This window comes from Halorussus caseinilyticus (assembly GCF_029338395.1).
Taxonomy (GTDB): Archaea; Halobacteriota; Halobacteria; order Halobacteriales; family Haladaptataceae; genus Halorussus; species Halorussus caseinilyticus.
Map to the genome: position 1 here is coordinate 1,471,581 of NZ_CP119809.1, position 18,825 is coordinate 1,490,405.

16 protein-coding genes are annotated in these 18,825 nt (G+C 65.5%); 6 read left to right on the forward strand and 10 right to left on the reverse strand.

Annotated elements, in window-relative coordinates; all coding sequences use genetic code 11:
* Window positions 1-12: 12 nt before the first annotated feature.
* The 4 genes from P2T60_RS07400 to P2T60_RS07415 all read right to left on the reverse strand — a co-directional run bounded on the left by P2T60_RS07400 (window position 13) and on the right by P2T60_RS07415 (window position 4,133).
* Window positions 13-984, reverse strand: a complete 972-nt coding sequence (locus P2T60_RS07400) for a quinone oxidoreductase family protein (protein WP_276281909.1) — start codon at window positions 982-984, stop codon at window positions 13-15.
* A 328-nt stretch (window positions 985-1,312) separates the two neighbouring features.
* Window positions 1,313-1,804: a VOC family protein gene (locus tag P2T60_RS07405; RefSeq protein WP_276281910.1), complete on the reverse strand. Its 492-nt coding sequence runs from the start codon at window positions 1,802-1,804 to the stop codon at window positions 1,313-1,315.
* A 451-nt stretch (window positions 1,805-2,255) separates the two neighbouring features.
* Window positions 2,256-3,278 carry a TIGR04024 family LLM class F420-dependent oxidoreductase gene (locus P2T60_RS07410; protein ID WP_276281911.1) on the reverse strand — a complete coding sequence of 341 codons (1,023 nt, stop codon included), beginning with the start codon at window positions 3,276-3,278 and terminating at the stop codon, window positions 2,256-2,258.
* Between the two features lie 66 nt (window positions 3,279-3,344).
* Window positions 3,345-4,133, reverse strand: coding sequence for an SDR family NAD(P)-dependent oxidoreductase (locus tag P2T60_RS07415; RefSeq protein ID WP_276281912.1), 789 nt, complete (start codon window positions 4,131-4,133; stop codon window positions 3,345-3,347).
* 197 nt (window positions 4,134-4,330) lie between these two features.
* Between P2T60_RS07415 and P2T60_RS07420 the strand changes: the two genes are divergently transcribed.
* From P2T60_RS07420 to P2T60_RS07435, 4 genes are all read left to right on the forward strand, one after another.
* Complete coding sequence (locus P2T60_RS07420; protein WP_276281913.1) at window positions 4,331-4,924, forward strand: DUF8114 family protein; 594 nt, start codon at window positions 4,331-4,333, stop codon at window positions 4,922-4,924.
* Window positions 4,921-5,646: an RNA methyltransferase gene (locus tag P2T60_RS07425; protein ID WP_276281914.1), complete on the forward strand. Its 726-nt coding sequence runs from the start codon at window positions 4,921-4,923 to the stop codon at window positions 5,644-5,646. The genes P2T60_RS07420 and P2T60_RS07425 overlap by 4 nt, the downstream gene beginning before the upstream one ends.
* 175 nt (window positions 5,647-5,821) lie before the next feature.
* Window positions 5,822-6,643 (forward strand): phosphatase PAP2 family protein, encoded by an 822-nt coding sequence (locus P2T60_RS07430; protein WP_276281915.1) that lies wholly within the window; start codon window positions 5,822-5,824, stop codon window positions 6,641-6,643.
* A gap of 95 nt (window positions 6,644-6,738) precedes the next feature.
* Window positions 6,739-8,235 carry a globin-coupled sensor protein gene (locus P2T60_RS07435; RefSeq protein WP_276281916.1) on the forward strand — a complete coding sequence of 499 codons (1,497 nt, stop codon included), beginning with the start codon at window positions 6,739-6,741 and terminating at the stop codon, window positions 8,233-8,235.
* 272 nt (window positions 8,236-8,507) lie between these two features.
* Here the strand turns inward: P2T60_RS07435 and gatE are convergent, their stop codons facing one another.
* The 5 genes from gatE to P2T60_RS07460 all read right to left on the reverse strand — a co-directional run bounded on the left by gatE (window position 8,508) and on the right by P2T60_RS07460 (window position 14,887).
* The gene (gene gatE, locus P2T60_RS07440) at window positions 8,508-10,376 is read right to left on the reverse strand and encodes a Glu-tRNA(Gln) amidotransferase subunit GatE (protein WP_276281917.1); all 1,869 of its coding nucleotides are present in this window, start codon (window positions 10,374-10,376) and stop codon (window positions 8,508-8,510) included.
* Window positions 10,377-10,509: 133 nt separating this feature from the next.
* Window positions 10,510-10,692, reverse strand: coding sequence for a hypothetical protein (locus P2T60_RS07445; protein WP_276281918.1), 183 nt, complete (start codon window positions 10,690-10,692; stop codon window positions 10,510-10,512).
* A gap of 73 nt (window positions 10,693-10,765) precedes the next feature.
* Window positions 10,766-12,238 carry a PH domain-containing protein gene (locus P2T60_RS07450; RefSeq protein ID WP_276281919.1) on the reverse strand — a complete coding sequence of 491 codons (1,473 nt, stop codon included), beginning with the start codon at window positions 12,236-12,238 and terminating at the stop codon, window positions 10,766-10,768.
* A complete protein-coding gene (locus tag P2T60_RS07455; protein WP_276281921.1) occupies window positions 12,235-12,699 on the reverse strand; it encodes a PH domain-containing protein in 465 nt (154 codons plus the stop codon). Before P2T60_RS07455 ends, P2T60_RS07450 begins: the two co-directional genes overlap by 4 nt.
* Before the next feature lie 463 nt (window positions 12,700-13,162).
* Window positions 13,163-14,887 carry a glutamate--tRNA ligase gene (locus P2T60_RS07460; protein ID WP_276281922.1) on the reverse strand — a complete coding sequence of 575 codons (1,725 nt, stop codon included), beginning with the start codon at window positions 14,885-14,887 and terminating at the stop codon, window positions 13,163-13,165.
* Between the two features lie 142 nt (window positions 14,888-15,029).
* Here P2T60_RS07460 and P2T60_RS07465 point away from each other — a divergent pair, with 142 nt between their 5' ends.
* Both P2T60_RS07465 and P2T60_RS07470 read left to right on the forward strand, forming a co-directional pair.
* Entirely contained in the window at window positions 15,030-17,018 is a 1,989-nt protein-coding gene (locus tag P2T60_RS07465) for a bacterio-opsin activator domain-containing protein (protein ID WP_276281923.1), read from the forward strand.
* Window positions 17,019-17,190: 172 nt separating this feature from the next.
* Entirely contained in the window at window positions 17,191-17,592 is a 402-nt protein-coding gene (locus P2T60_RS07470) for a DUF7344 domain-containing protein (RefSeq protein ID WP_276281924.1), read from the forward strand.
* A 171-nt stretch (window positions 17,593-17,763) separates the two neighbouring features.
* Here P2T60_RS07470 and idsA3 read toward each other — a convergent pair whose 3' ends face one another.
* The gene (gene idsA3, locus P2T60_RS07475; RefSeq protein WP_276281925.1) at window positions 17,764-18,825 is read right to left on the reverse strand and encodes a geranylfarnesyl diphosphate synthase; all 1,062 of its coding nucleotides are present in this window, start codon (window positions 18,823-18,825) and stop codon (window positions 17,764-17,766) included.

The following is an 18,825-nucleotide window of genomic DNA, read 5'->3' on the forward strand; positions in this document are numbered from 1 at the left end:
CGATTTCCCGGACTAGGGTTCCAACACGACTTTGCCGGTCGTCTCGCGGTTCTCGATGGCGGCGTGGGCGTCGGCCGCGTCTTCGAGGTCGAACCGCTGGCCCACGACGACTTCCAAGTCCCCGTCGGCGAGCATCGCTTCGAGTTCGGGCACCGACTGGAGGATTCGCTGTGGGTCGCGCTGGAGCGCGTTGCCGAGGTGGAAGCCGAGTACCGACTTGTTCTCGAACAGGAGTCGCGTGGTCTCGACCTCACCGGGTTCGCCGCTGGCCGCGCCGTAGGCCACGACGCGCCCGAAGTGCGAGAGGGCGTCGAGGCTCCGCGCGAACGTCTCGCCGCCCACGCCGTCGAGGACCAAATCGACGCCTCCGCCGTCGGTAACGGCGTCGATTTCCTCCGCGAAGTCCGCCGCCTCGTAGTTGATGGGGTGGTCACAGCCGAGGCGTTCGGCGAGTTCGAGTTTCGCGTCGGTGCTGGCGGTGCCGAACACCTCCGCGCCCGCGGCGCTGGCGAGTTGGACCGCGGCAGTGCCGACCCCGCCCGCCGCGGCGTGGACGAGGACGCGCTCGCCTTCCTCCAAGCCGCCCCACTCGTGGAGGACGGCGTGGGCGGTCAGGAACTGGACCGGGAACCCGGCGGCCTCCGCGAACGACATTCCCTCGGGCACCTCGAACAGCGAGTCGGCACCTGCGAGCGCGTACTCGGCGTAGGCACCCCGGCCGGTCATCCCGACCACGCGGTCCCCGACTTCGCGCTCGACACCCTCGCCCACGGCGTCTACGGTCCCCGCGGCCTCCATCCCCGGCACGTAGACCGGTTCGGGACCGCCGACGTAGTGGCCCCGGCGTTGCATGATGTCGGCGAAGTTGACGCCCGCGGCCTCGACTTCGATGCGGACCTCGCCTGCCGCCGGTTCCGGTTTCTCGGCGTCGGTCACTGCCAGTACGTCGCTGTCGCCGAACTCCCGAACTTCGACTGTTCGCATGGATACGGGTTCGTGCCCGACGCGGATAAACTTCCATGCCGTGGTCAGTTTTTCCGGGTCTCGACGAACGCGGGCGCTCGGCCGACCAACCGACGGGGTGGGATGAAGGGACCGCCCGCTCGCGGCCGAAGGCCCGTGGTCGGCTCTGCGGGCACTATTCGAGCGAGCAAAGCGAGCGAGAATATCCCGCAGAGCGACCGCGAGCGGGCGGGGGCTTTCTGGGCGTTCATCACGACGGTTCCTGCGGTCGCGGTGAGTGTACGAAGCGAGCGGGCGGGACTTTCGAAACATCCCTCACGACAGTTTTGGATGCGACCCGACGAACGCATCACTTCCCGAGTCGTCCCCCGCCGAGGTAGAGGCGGTCGGGCGCGGGCCGACCCTCCGAGAACGACTCGCGGTACTCCATCAGTTGCCAGAGGACACCCGTCGGGTTCCCCGGCGAGACGAACGCCTCGCTCCAGTCGTCGTAGTCGGTCCGGTCCACGACGCGAATCTCCTCGGACTTCAGCACCGCGATGGCGGCGTCGATGTCGGCGACTTCCAGCGTGACGTGGTGGAGTCCGGGACCGTTCGCCGCGAGGAAGTCGGTCAGGAAGGAGTCCTCGCCCGCGACGGGTTCGATGAGTTCGACCCGCGAGGCGTCCCCGAGCAGGTAGTACGCCCACCGGAACGCGCCGGTGGGGTCCTCCTCGTGGGCGAGTTTCTCGGCCCCGAGAAGATTTAGGAGGGGTTCGGCGTCGTCTACGGAGTGGACAGCGATGCCCACGTGGTCTACGCGGATTTCCGGTGGTTCGGGACTTTCTGTGGGGTCTGTCATGGGTTCCGTGTGTGACTTCGGACGAGATAGGTGTTGGGTGAGTTTTGGTAGTATTTTGCTTTCGGATAATCTTATATTTGTTTTAGCAATATATTTCTTTGGTAGGCTAGTTTAGAGCAGTCTCTAGTGGCAAGATGATGAGTGCGAACCGCAGAATCGTCGCTGTGAACGTTTCTCGAAGCCCCCGCCCGCTCGCGGTCGCTCTGCGGGATATTCTCGCTCACTGCGTTCGCTCGAATAGGGCCCGCAGAGCCGACCACAGGCCTTCGGCCGCGAGCGGGCGGCCCCTTCATCCCACCCCGTCGGTTGCTTCGCCGAGCGCGTCCTGTCGGTTCCTTCGCCGGGCGTGTCCCGGTGGAAAGTCGCCCCGAGCGTTTGCCGTGGTAAGTCCCAGCGAGCGCACGCCGGGCGGCGGCCCGCGGGCCGCCGCCCGGCCGAACCCGCCGAAAGTTCAGTTCTCGGGTGCGAGCGCGTCGATGGTCGCTTCGAGTTCGTCCTGCTCTGCGCCGCGGGGGAACGACACCGCCACGCGGTCCACGCCGTCGATTTCCACGAACTTTTCGAGGTCCTCGCGGGCCTCCTCGGGGGTGCCGACCGCGCCGAGGTCCTTCAGGAGTTCGTCGTCGATTGCTTTGAGCGCGGCGTCTTGGTCGCCGTTGCCCCACGCCGTGGCGACTTCCTCGGCGGTGTCCTCGTAGCCCTGCCGCGAGAGGGCTTCCCGGTAGAAGGTCCCCATCGCGCCGACGTAGAACGCGAGGTGCTGGCGCGCGAGGGTCCGGGCGCGTTCGCCGTCCTCGGACACCGCGCAGGTCAGCGAGAGCGTGACTCGCACGTCGTCGGGGTCCCGGTCGCCCAACTCGGCACCGCGCCGCAGGTCTTCGAGGCGGTCCCGAATCCCGTCGGGCGTGAGCATCAGGGCGTGCCACCCGTCGGCGAAGCGCCCCGCCAACTCGACCGACTTGGGACCCATCCCGGCGGCGTCGATTGGCACCGGTGTCTCCGGCGGGTCGGACCGCAAGCGAAAGCCGCCGATAGTGAACACGTCGCCCGCGTAGTTGACCGTCTCGCCCGAAAGGACCTTCCGGACGATTTCGACGTACTCGCGGGTCCGACGGAGCGGTCGCTCGAAGCTCTGGCCGTGCCAGCCTTCGATGACCGCGGGACCGGAGGGTCCGATGCCGAGGCGCATCCGACCGCCGGAGAGTTCTTGGAGGGTGGCGGCGGTCTGGCCCACGAGCGCGGGGGACCGCGAGTAGACGTTCAGAATCGAAGGGCCGATGCCGATGTCGTCGGTTCGCTCGGCGATGGCCGAGAGGACGGTCGGAGCGTCCCGGCCCCACGTCTCGGGAAGCCACGCCCGGCGATAGCCGCGGTCTTCAGCGAGTTGGGCGAGCGATACGATGTCGGCGATGCTCGGTCGGGCCGCCACTGGCAGGTGAATCGTTCGGTCGGAACGGGTGGTTCGGTCGGTCATGGGCGTGTGAACGAACGCCGCCACCATAGTTCCCTGCCAACTATCGGGACCGGGAACGGAGTTGAATCACACGTCGGGCGACTCCATCACGTCGGGCACGCCCGCGGCCGCAATCGTCTCGCCGACGACGAACGAGGCGGCGTCGCTGGCGAGAAACCGGGCTACGTCGGCGATTTCCTCGCTGACCCCGACCCGGCGCTCGACTTCCTCGCGGTCCACGTCGTCGGCCGAGATGCCCATCTGACTGGCGAGACCCGGCGTGGCGACGAACCCCGGCGCGATGCAGTTGACCCGCACGCCGTCTCCGGCCCACTCGAACGCGAGCGTCGAAGTGAGGTTGACCACCGCGGCCTTCGCCGCGCCGTAGTGACTCATGTAGGGCGCACCCTGCTGGCCCGCGACGCTGGCGACGTTGATTACGCTCCCGCCGCCGTCCTTCAGGTGTTGTTCGGCGGCCTGCGTGCAGTTGTAGGTCCCGCCGAGGTTGATGTCCAGAATCTTCTGCCACCCGTTCGGGCTGATGTCCTCGAAGTTGGCCATGAAGCTCGCTCCGGCGTTGTTGACCAACACGTCGAGACTCCCGAACTTCTCGACGGTGGCCTCCACGAGCGCCTCGACCGCCTCGCGGTCGGTCACGTCGCACTCCACGGCGAGGGCGTCGCCGCCCCGTTCTTCGGTCTGCTCGCGGATGGTCTCGGCCACGGGGTCCACGTTCTCCTGCTCGCGCGAGCAGACCACCACGTTCGCGCCGTCGGCGGCGAACTCCTCGGCGATTGCCCGCCCGATGCCGGAACTCGCGCCCGTGACGACGGCGGTTCGCCCGCCGACCGAGAAGCGGTCGGTGTGGTCGGTCATCGGGACTCCTCCCGTCGCGTGACAGTGCGTGTCATCGTACTCGGGTACAGTCCGGTTCCTGATAAGGGTGGTCTGAACTGCGACCACGCCGTGACGAGTTGTGTCGAACACACGGACCCGTGCCGAGAGGGAGAACGCGACCGAAACGCGCGTAGAACGCGCTCTTTTTCACCACCGAACTCCAAGCTATCGACCAAATGGCCAAAGTCAGCATCGGACTCCGCGGCTGGCGGTTCGACGAGGACGAGGTGTTCACCGAGGAGGGGGATTTCCGGCCGATGGACGAGATTCCCGACGACCCGCGCAAGCGACTCATCCGCTTGCAGGCGCTGGTCAACGCGCCGTGTGACGCCTGCTGGTTGATTCACGGCGACGAGGAGATTCACGAGTGCAACGTCGCCGAAGTCGTCTACGGCGAACCCCTCAGCGAAGTCGTTCTCTGTACCGACCACGAACCCGACTTCCTGTACTGGTTCACCGAAGCGGGCGGCGACCGGTTCAAGGGCGAAGACGTGCTTCAGGACGAGTTTCACGAGTGGTTCGCCGACGGCGGCCGCGCGCCCGACGGCTACGGCGGCGTCGAACACGTCGATACCGACCCCGAGGACGTGCCGGAACCGCCCGAACCCGACCAAGACGAGTTGAACGTCGAGGTTCCCGAAGACGAACGGAAGCGCATCGACCTCCGGGAAGTCGAGACCGACGAAGGGTCCGACGAGCGCGAAGGCGAGGAAGTCGAGGACTCGGACCTCGACGACCTCGACTTGGGACAGGACTACCCGTCGTCATGAATCCGCCCGCCGTCGCCGTCGTGGAACCGAAGACGCCGGGAAACGTCGGCACCATCGCGCGGGCGATGAAGAACTTCGGCATGCACGACCTCAAACTCGTGAACCCGCCGGAGTTCGGCCGGGACAGCGAGGCCTACGGCTTCGCTGGACAGGCCCGCGAGGACATCCTGCCGAACTACGACGACGTGAGCTTCGACCACCTCGTGGAGAACTACCACACCGTCGGCCTGACCGCGACGACCAACGAGGACGCCCGCAAGCACCGCCGATTCCCGTTCACGACCGCCGACGAGTTGGCCGACGACCTTCGGGACGTGGAGGCCGACACCTGCCTCGTCTTCGGCCGGGAGGACAACGGCCTGACCAACGACGAGATGGCCCGCGTGGACCAAGTGTGTTCGATTCCCGCCAGCGCCGACTACTCGTCGCTGAACCTCGGACAGGCCGCGACCGTCACCCTCTACGAACTCCGCGAGTTGACCCTCGAAGAGACCCAACTGCCCGACGTGGAGCGCGAACGCGCCGACGAAGCCGAAATAGAGGGGTTCTACGACCACTTCGGCGAGTTCTTGGACGCCATCGACCACCCCGAAGAGAAGCGCGCGAAGACCCTCCGACTCGCCCGCCGACTCCTCGGGCGCGCGCATCCGACCGGCCGGGAGGTACGGACGCTCAGGGGCGTCCTCCGGCGGGCCATCTACCACGCCGACGACGAGCGTTAGAACTCGAAAGGCGAAGTTTCGCCCGAACGGTTTTCCCTGTCGCCCGTCATACGTTTTCGAAGAGAAGCCAGTGAGAGTTCAGTCAGTGTTACGCGGTCGCACGACCGGGCGAACTCGTCGTCGGCGGACAGATAGTCAAATCTTTTATCGGATTGGTGCGTAACTACCTACGAGTATGTTTGCCTCCCTCCCGCTCGGTACGCAGTTCACCCTCCTCGTCGCGGTCCCGAGCATCGCGGCCATGCTCGTGGGAAAGCGACTCTTCCTGCCCGACGAGCGTTTCCGGACCCTCTTCGTGGAGTTTTTGAAGACCGACTGGAAGTACCTCGGTGCCGCGTGGGTCGTCACGGAAATCGTGAACACGCTGGCGCTCCACTTCCACGTCGCCAGAACGTTCACCGGCGCGATTTACGCCGTCGAGGGCGCGACCGTCGCGGCGTTTCAGGCGGTCACGGTCGTTCCGCTCACCGTGTTAGCCACCGGCGTCTACCTCGTCGGCTTTCCGTTCGTCGTGCTGTTCACCTACTTCAAACTGAAGGCCCACGACGAGGAGGAGGCACAGCGCTACGCACTGGCGTACATCATCGTGGTCGTCTGCGCCGTGCCCTTCTTTCTCCTGTTCCCGGTGAAGGTGTCGTCGCTGTACCTCTCGACGGTCGAACCGCTGATGTACGAACTCAGTCCGGCCATCCAGTACGGCATCTTCTCGACGGATACCCTCGTGAAGGCGTTTCCGAGTCTCCACACCGGTCTGTCGGTGCTGGCGGCGCTCTACGCCCAGAAATCCGACACCCGGTACGCCTACACCGCGGCGACCCTCGCTGTCGCCATCGTCTTCTCGACGCTGTATCTGGGAGTCCACTGGGTGACGGACGCGGTGTTCGCGGTCGTACTGGTGTGGGTCGCCTACCGACTCTCCCAACGGGTCAGCGACCCTCGGTGGTCGGTGGTCTCCCGCGAATTCGTGTCGGGAATCCGGCGATACGCGTGGCCCTGAGCAGGGTCGCGGTTCTTCGGCACACTCTGCCGTGGACTTTTCACGAATGATAATTTTCAGAGGCGTTAAGTCGCGGGGATTCCCTCCAAAGGAACATGGAAACTGCAGCACCCGACGGCCGGCTGGCCGAACAAATCGACGGTGACGCTCTTCTCGCTGACCTCGACATCGACGACGACGAAGTTAGCTGGCGCAAGGAGTTCACCGGATTCGACGACGACGACGCCGAACGGCTTTCCGATATGTCGGGTCTCTTCGAGTCTATCGCCGACGAAGCGGTCGAGGAGTTCTACGACCATCTGACCGACTACGACCAGACGAGCGAAGTCCTCGAACGTTCGACCCGGAGCGTCGAACAACTCAAGGAGACGCAGGCGGAGTACCTCGTATCGCTAGGCGAGGGCGAGTACGACCGGGACTACTTCGCCGACCGCGCGCGCATCGGCAAGGTTCACGACATGCTCAACATGCCGATGAAACACTATCTGGGGGCCTACGCGCTCTATTTCAATTTCCTCGTTCCCCAAATCGGCGACCGAGTTATCGACCGCGCGGTCGAACGCGTGGACGACGAGGCGGCCGAAGTCGTCCGCGAGGAGTTCTCCCGCGGTATCGAGGAAATCCTCTCGCTGTTCCGCATCGTCAACCTCGACATGCAGGTCGTCTGTGACACCTACATCCAGTCGTACAGCGACGAGATACGCGACGCCAACGACCAACTCAAGATGCTTCAGGAGGGTATCTCGAACGACGTGGAGAGTTCGTTAGACGACCTCTCGGAGTCGGCCGAGGACGTGGCCGACAGCGCCGACGAGATGCACGAGTTGACCCGCGAACAGGCCTCGGACATAGACGAGATAGCCGAAGAGACCGAGAACATGAGCGCCACCGTCGAGGAAGTCGCGGCCAGCGCCGAACAGGTCGAACAGACCAGTCGCCACGCCAAGAAACTGGCGACCGAGGGTCAGACGACCGCCAGCGACGCGATGGAGGCGATGGAGGACATCGAGGACGCTCGGACCGACGTGACCGGCGACATGGCCGACCTCCAGAAGACCGTCGCCGAAATCGACGAGGTGGTCGAGGTAATCGACGACATCGCCGAGCAGACCAACTTACTGGCGCTCAACGCCTCCATCGAGGCCGCACGCGCGGGCGAGGCCGGAGACGGGTTCGCGGTCGTGGCCGAGGAGGTGAAAGGTCTCGCCGAGCAGTCCAAAGAGCAGGCCAGCGAAATCGAGTCGATGGTCGGCGAGATTCAGGGCAAGACCGACGAGACGGTCGAAAGCTTGGACCGGACCGAGCGCCGCATCCAGCAGGGCGTCGAGAACGTCGAGTCCTCGATGGAGACCCTACAGGACATCGTGGAGGCGGTCGAAGAGACCGTACACGGCATCGGCGAAGTCGCCGAGGCGACCGACGAGCAAGCGGTCGCGGCCGAACAGGTCTCGGCGATGGCCGACGAGGTGTCGCGCCACGCCAACGACATCGCCCAAGAGGTGGCGGCGGTCGCGTCGGCGACCGACGAACAGGTCGAGCGAATCGAGGGCATCCGCGAGTCCGTAGACCGTCTGCACGACGAGACGAAGTAGCGACGGGCGTCTCCGACTCGGGTCGCAGTTTCCACAGTCCGCGGACCCACCGGCCGACCAAACCACCGGGAACGGCCGGCGAAACTTTTCACCGGGATGCGCTCGGTGGAACGAGTCATTTGTTCAAGCAGTAGCTACTCTCCGTCTTCTGTCGGTCACGCTCGTCACCGTCTTTCTGACTCCGCCTTGCTAACCAACTATACATTTTTCTAAGCAACAAATAAAATCGTCTAAGACAGGTAAAAACACGGGAAAGAAACAGATTCGTATCTCTACGCTCGCTTCTGAATCTCCTCGCGCAACAACTCGCTCACGGTATCACCATCTGCCTTCCCGCCGAGCGCGCCCATCGCCTCGCCCATCAGTCCGGAGAACGCCTGCATGCCCTCCTCCTCGACTTGCTCGGCGTTGCGCTCCACGACTTCCACGACGGCCCCGCGAACCTCGTCCTCGTCCGCGCTCCCGAGACCCTCCTGTTCGACGGCCTCGGCCGCCGTCAGGTCGGGACTCTCCGCGAGGGCGGTCAGCACCTCGCCGACGTTGCCCTTCGCCGTCTCGCCGTCCTCGACCAGTTCGAGGGTGCCGAGGAAGTGGTCGTCGCGCAGGTTCTCGACCGGCACGTCGTCGCGCCGGAGTTCCGTGACGGTACTCTCGACGGTCCCGGCCGCGAGCGTGGCGTCCACGCCCGACTCGACCGCTTGCTCGAACAGGGACATGCGCTCGCCGTAGGCGACCTGTTCGGCCAGTCCCGCGTCGAGACCGTACTCGTCCTGATAGCGCTCTACCTTCTCGGTCAGGAGTTCGGGCGTCTCGACCTCGCTCGGGTCGGGTTCGACCGGCGGCACGTCGGTCTCGGGGTACATCCGGGCCGCGCCGGGGAGCGGACGGAGGTAGCGGGTCGTGCCGTCCTCGTTCGCGCCGCGGGTCTCCTCGGGGACGCCCTCGAGCGCCGTCTCCGCGCGCTCCGCGGCGGCCTCGATTGCGAGGTCGGCCGTCTCGGGGTCGGCGGCGACGATTGCCACCGCGTCCTCCTCGCCCGCGCCCACGGCCTCGCGCAGGGCCGCGACCTCCTCGTCGGTCACGCCGTAGGCCGGGAGTTCGTCGGTGTGGAAGATGCCGCCCGCGCCGTGGCGCTTGGCGTGGTCGGAGAGTTCGGTCCCGAGGCGGCGGTCGGGTTGAATCTCCGCGCCGACGAGTCCGTCGAAGCCGTAGAGCGGGACCGCCGTGACCTTCCCGCCGGATTCGAGCGCCGACTTGATGACGCCGCTCTCGGTGTCGGCGAAGGTGTCGGTCACGTCCACCACGTCGCCGACCGCGGCGTCGCGCTCGCGGAGTTCGTCCCGAATCTCCAGCAGGCGGACCTGCCGGTGGACCTCGTTTTCCACGAGGTCGTCGATGTCGTCGAGGCTCTGGACGCCCTTGACCTCGACGCGCGCGCCCTCCGCGATGGAGATGTTCACGTCTTGGCGGATGGTTCCCAGTCCGCGCTTGACCTTGCCGGTAGAGCGCAAGAGCATGCCGATTTGCTCGGCCGCTTCGCGGGCCTGCTCGGGCGACCGGATGTCGGGCTTGGTACCGATTTCGACCAACGGGATGCCGAGGCGGTCCAGCGAGTAGAGAACGCCCTCGTCGCGCTCTTCGACGCGCTGGGCGGACTCCTCTTCGAGCATCAGGTCCTCGATGCCGACCGCGCCCTCGCTGGTCGAAATCTCGCCGTCGGAGGCCATCAGCGTCGAGCGCTGGAAGCCGGAGGTGTTCGACCCGTCCACGACGATTTTCCGCATGACGTGGGCTTGGTCCACTACGTCCATGTCCAGCAGTTGGGCGATTTCGAGGACGACCTCTCTGGCTTCGGCGTCGAGTCTGTGGGGCGGTTCGTCGTCGTCCTCGACCAGACAGGTCGTGTCGTAGGCCAAATACTCGAACTCGCGTTCGACGCGACTCTCTTCGAGGGCCGCCTCGTCGAGTTCGCCCAGTTCGCTCTTGGTCGGGTGGAGAAAGCGCGTGAACCGGCGCTCGGCCTCCTCGGGTTCCCGGAGTTCGGTCGGACAGTTGCAGAACAGTTTCGTCTCGGTGTCGAGTTGCTGGTGAATCTCCAGTCCGGCGACGAGGCCGAGGTCCTCGTAGTCGTGTTCGGTCATTACTCGCCATTCCGAGCGCGAAGAGTAAAAAACCGTTTAGTCTGGAATCGGCGTGCGGACGCGTGACCGCGGAGCGGCCGTGCCGGTATCGGGGAACTGGAGTGCTGACGCTGTGGCCGCAGTGTCGAGTCACTCAGAGCGGTTGGACGTACTTCACCTCGTCGAGCGAGAAGTAGACATCGATGCCCTCGTCGGTCGATTCGTTGAACTTGGTCGCCTTCACCCACCCGTTGTCGAGCAGTTCGACGTTGCTGTGAGGGAGATCGCTGGCGAGGTCGTCGTCCCGAAACGCTATCGTAGCTTTATCAAATTTCACGGGGAAAAGGTAACTTTCCGTAGACGGGATGACAGTACTGGTTAAAAATTTATACCTGATGCTTCGGGCGAGTTCAGTCGGCGTTCCGACTCGCCGACTCGTCTACCCGGCGTCGCAGACTCTCCTGCAACTTCTCGGCGACGAACTCGCGCAACTCCGCGGCCGTCTCCGCGTCCACGTCCACCGCCGCGGCCACGCCGCCCGCCGAACTCGCGGTGTCCACGACGACGCTGGCCAGTCGCCTGCGGCGCTGGAAGACCGTCCCGGTCTGAATCACGGTCTGGACCCGGTAGTACGGCACTACCTTCGTCGTCTGGGTCCAGAAGCCGTTCCGTGTGAAGACGTGGTTCTCGCCCGTGGCGTACCCCCGATGTCGCCACTTGAGGTGGGCCGCGACGGGCGCGAGGACGACGAACCCGAGCGGGAGCAGCGGCGCGTACCAGACGACGGGTCGGCCCGTGGCCTGCCAGAGGACCCACAGCACGCCGACCAGCGCGCCGAGACCCAGCGCGAACCGGACGGCGTACCGAGTCCGCGCGCGCTCTGGCGGGCGCGAGAACTCCGGCAACTCGAAGTCCTCCACCTCGCGAGCGAGACGAAGCACGCGCTCGCGGGTCGCCAGCGGGACGGCCGCCTCCGACCCGCCGGAGGGGGCCTGTCCCGGCCCGTAGCCCGCGGTTTCGACCGCGAGCGTGGTGTAGCCGAACCGTCGCATCAGGACGTTGGCGTCGAGCGTGAGCGTCTGGACCTTCGCCAGCGGAATCGACCCGTCGTATCGCTGGAGCAGGCCGCGCTCGTACCGGAGTTCGTCGCCCACCCGCGTCAGTCGAAAGCCGTAGTAACGCGCGAAGGTGACGGCGGCGCTGAGCGCCCACAGCGCCGCGACGAGCAACGCCACCAGCACTATCCCGCCGAAGACGGCGAGTTCCGCCACGCCGGGTACGAACGGGAACGCCGCCGGGCCGAACGCGAGCAGAGAGAGGTACCGGAAGTCGAACTGAAGGGCGCTGAGAAGGGCGAGTTCCCCGGTCTCGAGTTCCAAGAGGAGGTCCTCGCGCTCGTCGCCCGCCTCGGTCGCTTCCGCGCCGGTCTCGGTCGCGCCGCGCTTCAGGCGCTGAATCTCGCGCTGGAGGCGCTTGGCCTCGTCGTAGCCGACGTACCGGAGACTCGCCTCGGTGCCGCCCCCGCCCGCGGTTTCGAGGTCGAGGACCGCGACGCCGAGCGCGCGCTGGACCACGTTGCGCGAGATGTCCACGTTCTGAATCCGGCGGAGCGGAATCTCGCGGTTCCGCCGGGAGACGACGCCCGACGCGATTTCGAGACCGTCGTCGGTGAGTTCGTACTCGAACCGCCGGTAGTACGCGACCTGCCAGAGCGCGGCGGCGAGGACGCCGACGGCCGCGAGCGTGACCAGTGCCGGGCCCGCGAGCGGGAACGGCAGGGCGTCGTTCCCCGAAAGCGACTGGCCGACGAAAAACAGCATGAGACCGACGCTCGCGCCCCGCGAGAGCGCCCGGTAGGGAATCGAGAGCGGGTGGAGTTTCATACTGCGTCGGACTCGCGCTCGCTCTCGATGGCGAGGCGACGGAGTTGCTCCTGCAGGTCGTCGGCCCGGTCGGGCGTCAACCCCGGAATCGTCACGTCTGCGCCGCGGGACCCGGCGGTGTAGACCACGACGCTCGCCAGTCCGAGCGCGCGCTCTACCGGCCCGCGCTGAGTATCGACGTGCTGGACGCGGACGAACGGGACCACGGTCTCGACCCGCGTCAGCACGCCGCGTTCGAGGTACACGTCGTCGTCGCGCACCTCGAACCGCCAGATTCGGTACTTGAGGGCGACGTACACCCCGCCGAGCGCGAGCGCCGCGAGCGCGACGACCCCGCCGACCCAGAGACCGACGCCGAGGGCGAACCGGTCCACCGCCGCCGCGACGACGCCGACTATCAGCGCGGTCACGACTGCGCCGACGCTCCAGACGAGACGGACGCGCGGATTCAGCACTTCCATGCGTTGACGAACTACCTCGCGGCCGATAAGTGTCCCCGTCTGCGTCTCGGAAACATCCGCGTTCCTTATAGCAATGTCTTTGATTTCTTAAGAATTATTTTATTATGTCTCTAGACCGTGCGGCCGCGGTCGTAACTGCGGTCGTTGCGGTCGCTGTGGCAGTGCGGTCGCGGTTGCAGTGCGGTCGCTGTGGCAGTGCGGTCGCGGTTGCAGTGCGGTCGCTGTGGCAGTGCGGTCTGATTGGTTCGAGCGTAGTCACGGTAGCGGTCCTCGCTGTCGTCGCTGTCGTTTCGGTCGTTAGGTCGTCGCTGTCGGCGTAGAAAACTCCGACTCGTCCCGTACCGCGACCGCAGGAACTGCGACGAAGAAGTCCTCGAAAGCCCCCACCTGTCGGTCGGTCAGTCGAGCGCACTCGGTGGTCCGGTCAGTCGTGTCCGAAAACCCGCAGAAGAAGCCGAGAGACCTACTCGTGGGCGAAGTACGCCACCGTCTCGTGGTCTTCCTCGTGGTGGTCCACGCGGGCGAACCCGACGCGCTCGAACTGGACCATCTCGCCGACTTCGGTGTCGTGGAAGCCCGGTTCGGCGTAGCCCATCACGTCGCCGCGGACGGTTCGCATCCGGGTCAGGACCGCGGTGTCGGCCGGGACCCAGTGAATCACGTCCACGCCCTCCTCGCGGACCGCCGAGATGTCGTCGCCGACGTACGCCAAGTCGTCGTCCTCGCGTCGGAAGCATCCGAAGCCTTTCAGCCAGATTCGCCCGCCGTCTTCGGGCACGTCGCCTTCCTCGATGCGGACCCGACTCCCGGCGTCGATGTCGCGGGTGCCTCGGTCCTCGTGTTCGGGGTGGACCGGCGGGTGGGCCGAGTCGGGGTGGTCGCCCGCGAGCGTGAAGTCGGCGTGGTCCTCGCGCACGAAGAAGTAGCGGTCGGCGTCGTCGTCCACGAGTTCGCGGTTGTTCGAGTAGACCGTACTCATCGCCAAATCGACGTTGGTCGTGGAGGTGCCCAGTTCGACCATCGCGTCCACGATGGCCTCGCCGCGGATGCCCCGCCGTCGGACGCTCGGAATCGTCGGCGCGCGCGGGTCGTCCCACCCGTCGAGTTCGCCCTGCTCGATGAGTTCCCGAATCGTGGACGTGGACATCTTCACGTCGTACTCGTCCACCTGCACGTGGCCCCAGTGGATGACCTCGGGGTAGTCCCAGTCGAAGTAGTCGTAGACGAACTGCTGGCGCTTGGCGGAGTCCTGTAGGTCGATGCCCCGGATGATGTGGGTGACGCCCGTGAGGTGGTCGTCCACGCCCGACTGGAAGTCCAGCATCGGCCAGCACCGGTACTCTTCGGCCTCTTCGCGGGGATGCGGAGTGTCGATGATGCGGAAGCCCACCCAGTCGCGCAGGGCCGGGTTCTTGTGTTCGATGTCGGTCTTGACACGCAGGACCATCTCGCCCGACTCGTACTCGCCGTCTATCATCGCCTCGAACTCGTCCATCGTGGTCTCGGCGTCCTTGTCGCGGTGCGGGCAGGCCTCGCCCGAGTTTTTGAGGTCCGAGAACTCCTCGCCCGAACACGAACAGGTGTAGGCCCCGCCCTTCTCGACGAGTCTGCGCGCGTGGTCGTAGTAGGTTTCGAGGCGGTCGCTAGCCCGCAGGACCTCGGCGGGGTCGAAGCCGAGATACTCGATTTCCTCCAGAATCTCGTCGTAGGCCCACAGCATGGGACGCTTGGTCTCGGGGTCGGTGTCGTCGAACCGGACGATGAACTCGCCGTCGTACTCCTCGGCGTAGGTCCCGATGACCGCGGGCATCCGGGCGTGGCCGACGTGCCACGGGCCGTTGGGGTTGGGCGCACACCGCATCCGAATCTCGTCGTACTCGTCGGCGTTGGGCAGGTCGGGGAGCGCGGTGTCGTCTTCCTCGTCTTCGCTCTCGATTTCCTCCAACCAGTCGGGCGCGAGTTCGGCGAGTCGCTCCCTGCGTTCTTCGACAGTCGAGTCGTTGACCTTCGAGACGACCGGTGCGATGACGCCCGGAATCTCGTCGCCGTGCTGTCGGAAGTCGGGGTTCTCGCCCATCAGCGGACCCATGACCGCGCCAACGTCTGCCTCGCTCTCGTGTTTGACCGCGTTGACGAGGGCGTGTTTCTCTGCCTCCGTCTCGATTCGCTCGCGGAGTTCGTCGTTCATTACCCACCGTTTGGAGCGTCTTCGGGAAAACTCGTCCGGATTCGGTTCACTCCGAACTCCTCAGTACGCTAACCAAGACCCTTACGTTCGCGGCGGCGTAGCAACGTCCAGAAGTGACCTCCGACCGACTCTCGACCGGTCGATGTCCGACCGAGCGACGCGCGACTCCGGGACGAAGACGGTTCGAGTCCTCTACGTGGACGACGAGGACCCGCCGCCCGAACTCTCGGCCGACGACGTGTCGCTCTCGGTCGTCTCGACCGCCGAGGCCGCCCGCGACAGACTCACCGCCGACGGGAGCGTCGATTGCGTCGTCAGCGAGTACGACCTCCCCGAGGGCGACGGACTGGAACTGCTCGAATCCGTCCGCCACGACCACCCGAACCTGCCGTTCGTCCTGTTCACGGACTCGGGGAGCGAGGCGGTCGCAAGCGAGGCCGTCGGGATGGGCGCGACCGACTACCTCCCCAAAGACGTGAGCGGCGAGCGACTCCGGAAGCGAATCGGCCGCGCCGTCGCCACGACAAGCGTCGAGTCCGACTCGGGTCTCACCGGCGACCGACTCCGGGAGCTGACCAACGCGTTCCCCGACGTGGCGTTCATAATCGACGAGAACGGCCGGTATCTCGAAGTGATTTCCGGACCGGGGACCGAGGACCTCCGGACCGTCGAACAGGAGCGACTCGTCGGCAGGCGACTCCACGACGCGTTCCCCGAGTCGCAGGCCGACCGGTTTCTCGAACTCATCCGGACCACCCTCGAAACCGGCGGGGTCGAGACCATCGAGTACCGGGCCGAGACCTCGGCGGGCGACCGGTGGTACGAGGGACGGACCGCGCCACTGGGTACCATCGACGGCCGCGAGGCGGTCGTTTGGGTGGCCCGCAACGTGACCGAACGCCGAGAGAACGAGCGCCGCCTCGCCGAGAGTCGGGACGCGCTGACTCGGCTCAACCGAATCAACGGTCTCATTCACAGCATCGTCCAGTCGCTGGTCGCGTCGGCGACCCGCGAGGAGATAGAGCGAATCGTCTGCGAGGAGTTGGCCAACTCGGAGTTCTACGAGTTCGCGTGGATTGGCGGGCCGTGGGTCAAAGACGAGCGGATGAGTCCGAGCGTGGTCGTCGGTATCGACCGCGAGGAGGTCGAAGAACTCGTGGAGGTCACGAGCGCACGCACCGACGACGAGAACTCGCTCGCCCGAGTCGTCGCCGAGGGAACGTCGGTCGTCGTCAGCGACGTAGACGAGTCCGAGACGCTTTCGGACGACGAGAGGGAGATAATGCGCGAGTTGGGGATGTCGTCGGCGGTTCTCGTTCCGCTGACGTACGGCGACACCAACTACGGCGTCCTCGGTATCAGCGGCGCGTGTACCGGCGCGTACCGCGACCGGGAACTCACCGCACTCGAAACGCTTGGTGAGATGGTCGCGTTCGCCATGAACTCGGTCAAAAACAGGAACCTACTCTTGTCGGACACCGCGGTCGAACTCGAGTTCCGGGTCGATAGTTCCAACTCCGGGTTCGGCCGACTCTCGACCGAACTCGACTGTCGGTTCGCGCTCGAAGGCGTCGTCCCAATCGCCGAAGACCGACTGCTCGAATACGTCGCCGTCGAGGGCGCGTCGGCCTCGACGGTCATGGACCGGTTGGAGGGGATGGAAACCGTCACGGAGGCCCGAATCGTCACCGAAGACGACGAGGAGTGTCTGCTCGAACTCGACCTCGCGTGGTCCGGCGTGGACAAACTCGTCAAGGCCGGGACCGTGGTCAAGTCGGCGGTGGCCGAGGATGGCGTCGTCCGGTACGTCGCCGAGGCGTCCTCGAACGTGGACGTTCGGAGCGTCGTGGACAGTTTTCGGACGGCCTACCCCGACGCCGAACTCGTGAGCAAGCAGGAGGTAGACCGACCGGTCGATACCTCACACGAGTTCCGACAGCGACTCGGCGAAGACCTGACCGACAAACAGCGAACCGCGCTTCAGGCCGCCTACTTCGCCGGGTACTACGAGTATCCCCGCGAAAGTACCGGTCAAGACGTTGCCGAGTCGCTCGACATCTCGTCGCCGACGCTCCACCAGCACTTGCAGGCGGCCCAGCGCAAACTCGTCGGCACGTTCTTGGACCGATAGCGGTCGGCGACCGGCCCCTCGTTTCCGCCAAACAGTTGGCTGAGTGAACGTTCGTTCGACCCCTAAGACGGTTGATATTCACCGCTTGACACTCTCTACCGGGTGTACCTCATTATTGAGGCATAGGTTTGTTGTCCCCTCTGCCTGAAGGTTCGGGCGGAGGTCAGCCGTCATGAACAACGATTCCATTCGGTCGGGTATCGAGGGCAACCACGCCTTCCAGAACGGTCGCGCAGTCAAAACGCCCTCGTTCGATACGCTCTTCGACCTCCTCGCGGAGAGTCGTCGCCGCTACACGCTGTATGCGCTCGTCGGAACCGACGACGGACTGGCCGACGTGGAGACGTTGGCCGACGAAGTGGCGATGTGGGAGGCCCGTACCGGTGACGAACCGATTACGGACTCCCTTCGACAGAACATCGCCGACGAACTCCGGGAGACCCACCTCCCGCGCCTCGCGGAGGCCGACATCGTAGAGTTCGACGAGCGAAGCGACACGGTACGCTACTGGCGACAACCGACGCTCGAAGAGTATCTCGAACACACCCACTACAAGGAATTTGCTAACGAGTGACGGAACGACGCCCGCGGCCCGTCTCCTCGTAGCGACTGCGGTTCCGTCAGTCCCCGCTGACGCTCCCTCTCCTGACTTCTCGGTCCCCTGCTGACTTCTGGCTCTGTCCCCCTCTCGAACCAGACGGCACACGCCGGTCGCCGACGCGATTTCCCGAGAAAGCGGGCGGCGTCAGTAGCCGCGTTCGATGAGGTAGTCCGCAATTCCTTCGAGCAAGTCGCGGGCCTCGTTGTCCGGCAAGACCGAGAGGTGGTCTTTTCCGCTCGTGACCAATTCGTTGGCCTTGTCCTTGGCGTAGTCGATGCTCCCGGCGTCTTCGAGGCGAGCGACCGCCTCGTCGATTTCCGCCTCGGTAACGGCGTCCACGTCGTCGGTTCCGACCAGTTCGTCCACGTCCACGCCCTGCTCGCGGGCGTGAAGCGTGATAATCGTCTGCTTGCCCTCCACGAGGTCGCTCCCGCGCTGTTTGCCCAGTTCCTCGCTCGGAACCGTCAGGTCGAGGATGTCGTCCTGAATCTGGAACGCCCGGCCCACGTCGATGCCGTACTGGTAGAGTTCTTCGACCGTCTCGTCGTCGGCACCGAACAGGATGGCGGGAATCGCCGTCGTCGCGCCGTACAACACGGCCGTCTTGTCCTCTATCATCTCGAGGTACTCGTCGGGGAGTACGTCGGTTCGCTCCTCGAAGGCCATGTCGAGCGCCTGTCCCTCGCAGATGTCGGTACACGTCGTCGCCAACACGTCCATCGCTTCGACCACGCGGTCGGCGGGTGCGTCCGCCTCGATGAGAATCTCGAACGCCTTCGAGTAGAGGGTGTCGCCCGCCAAAATCGCCGTCTCGGTGTCGTAGGCTCGGTGGACCGCGGGGACGCCACGACGCAGGTCGTCTTGGTCCATGATGTCGTCGTGGATGAGCGTGAACGTCTGGATAGCTTCGAGGCTGACCGCCGCCGACATCACGTCCAACGGTTCGCCGTGAGCGTCCGGGAAGTTGCGGTAGTCGATGTCGGTCGGGTCGGCGTCTACGTCCGCGAGCGCCTCGACGATGAGCATCAACACGGTCGGTCGCAGGCGCTTCCCGCCAGCGTCGAGTAGGTGGCGAACAGCCTCGTAGAGACGCTCCGGGTCTTCGACCGGAAGTTCCTCGCCGATGGCCGCGTTGACGATTTCCCGTCGCTGTTCGACTGCGCTCTGTACCTGAGCTTCCAGTATCTCGGCGCTCGCGTCTTTCAT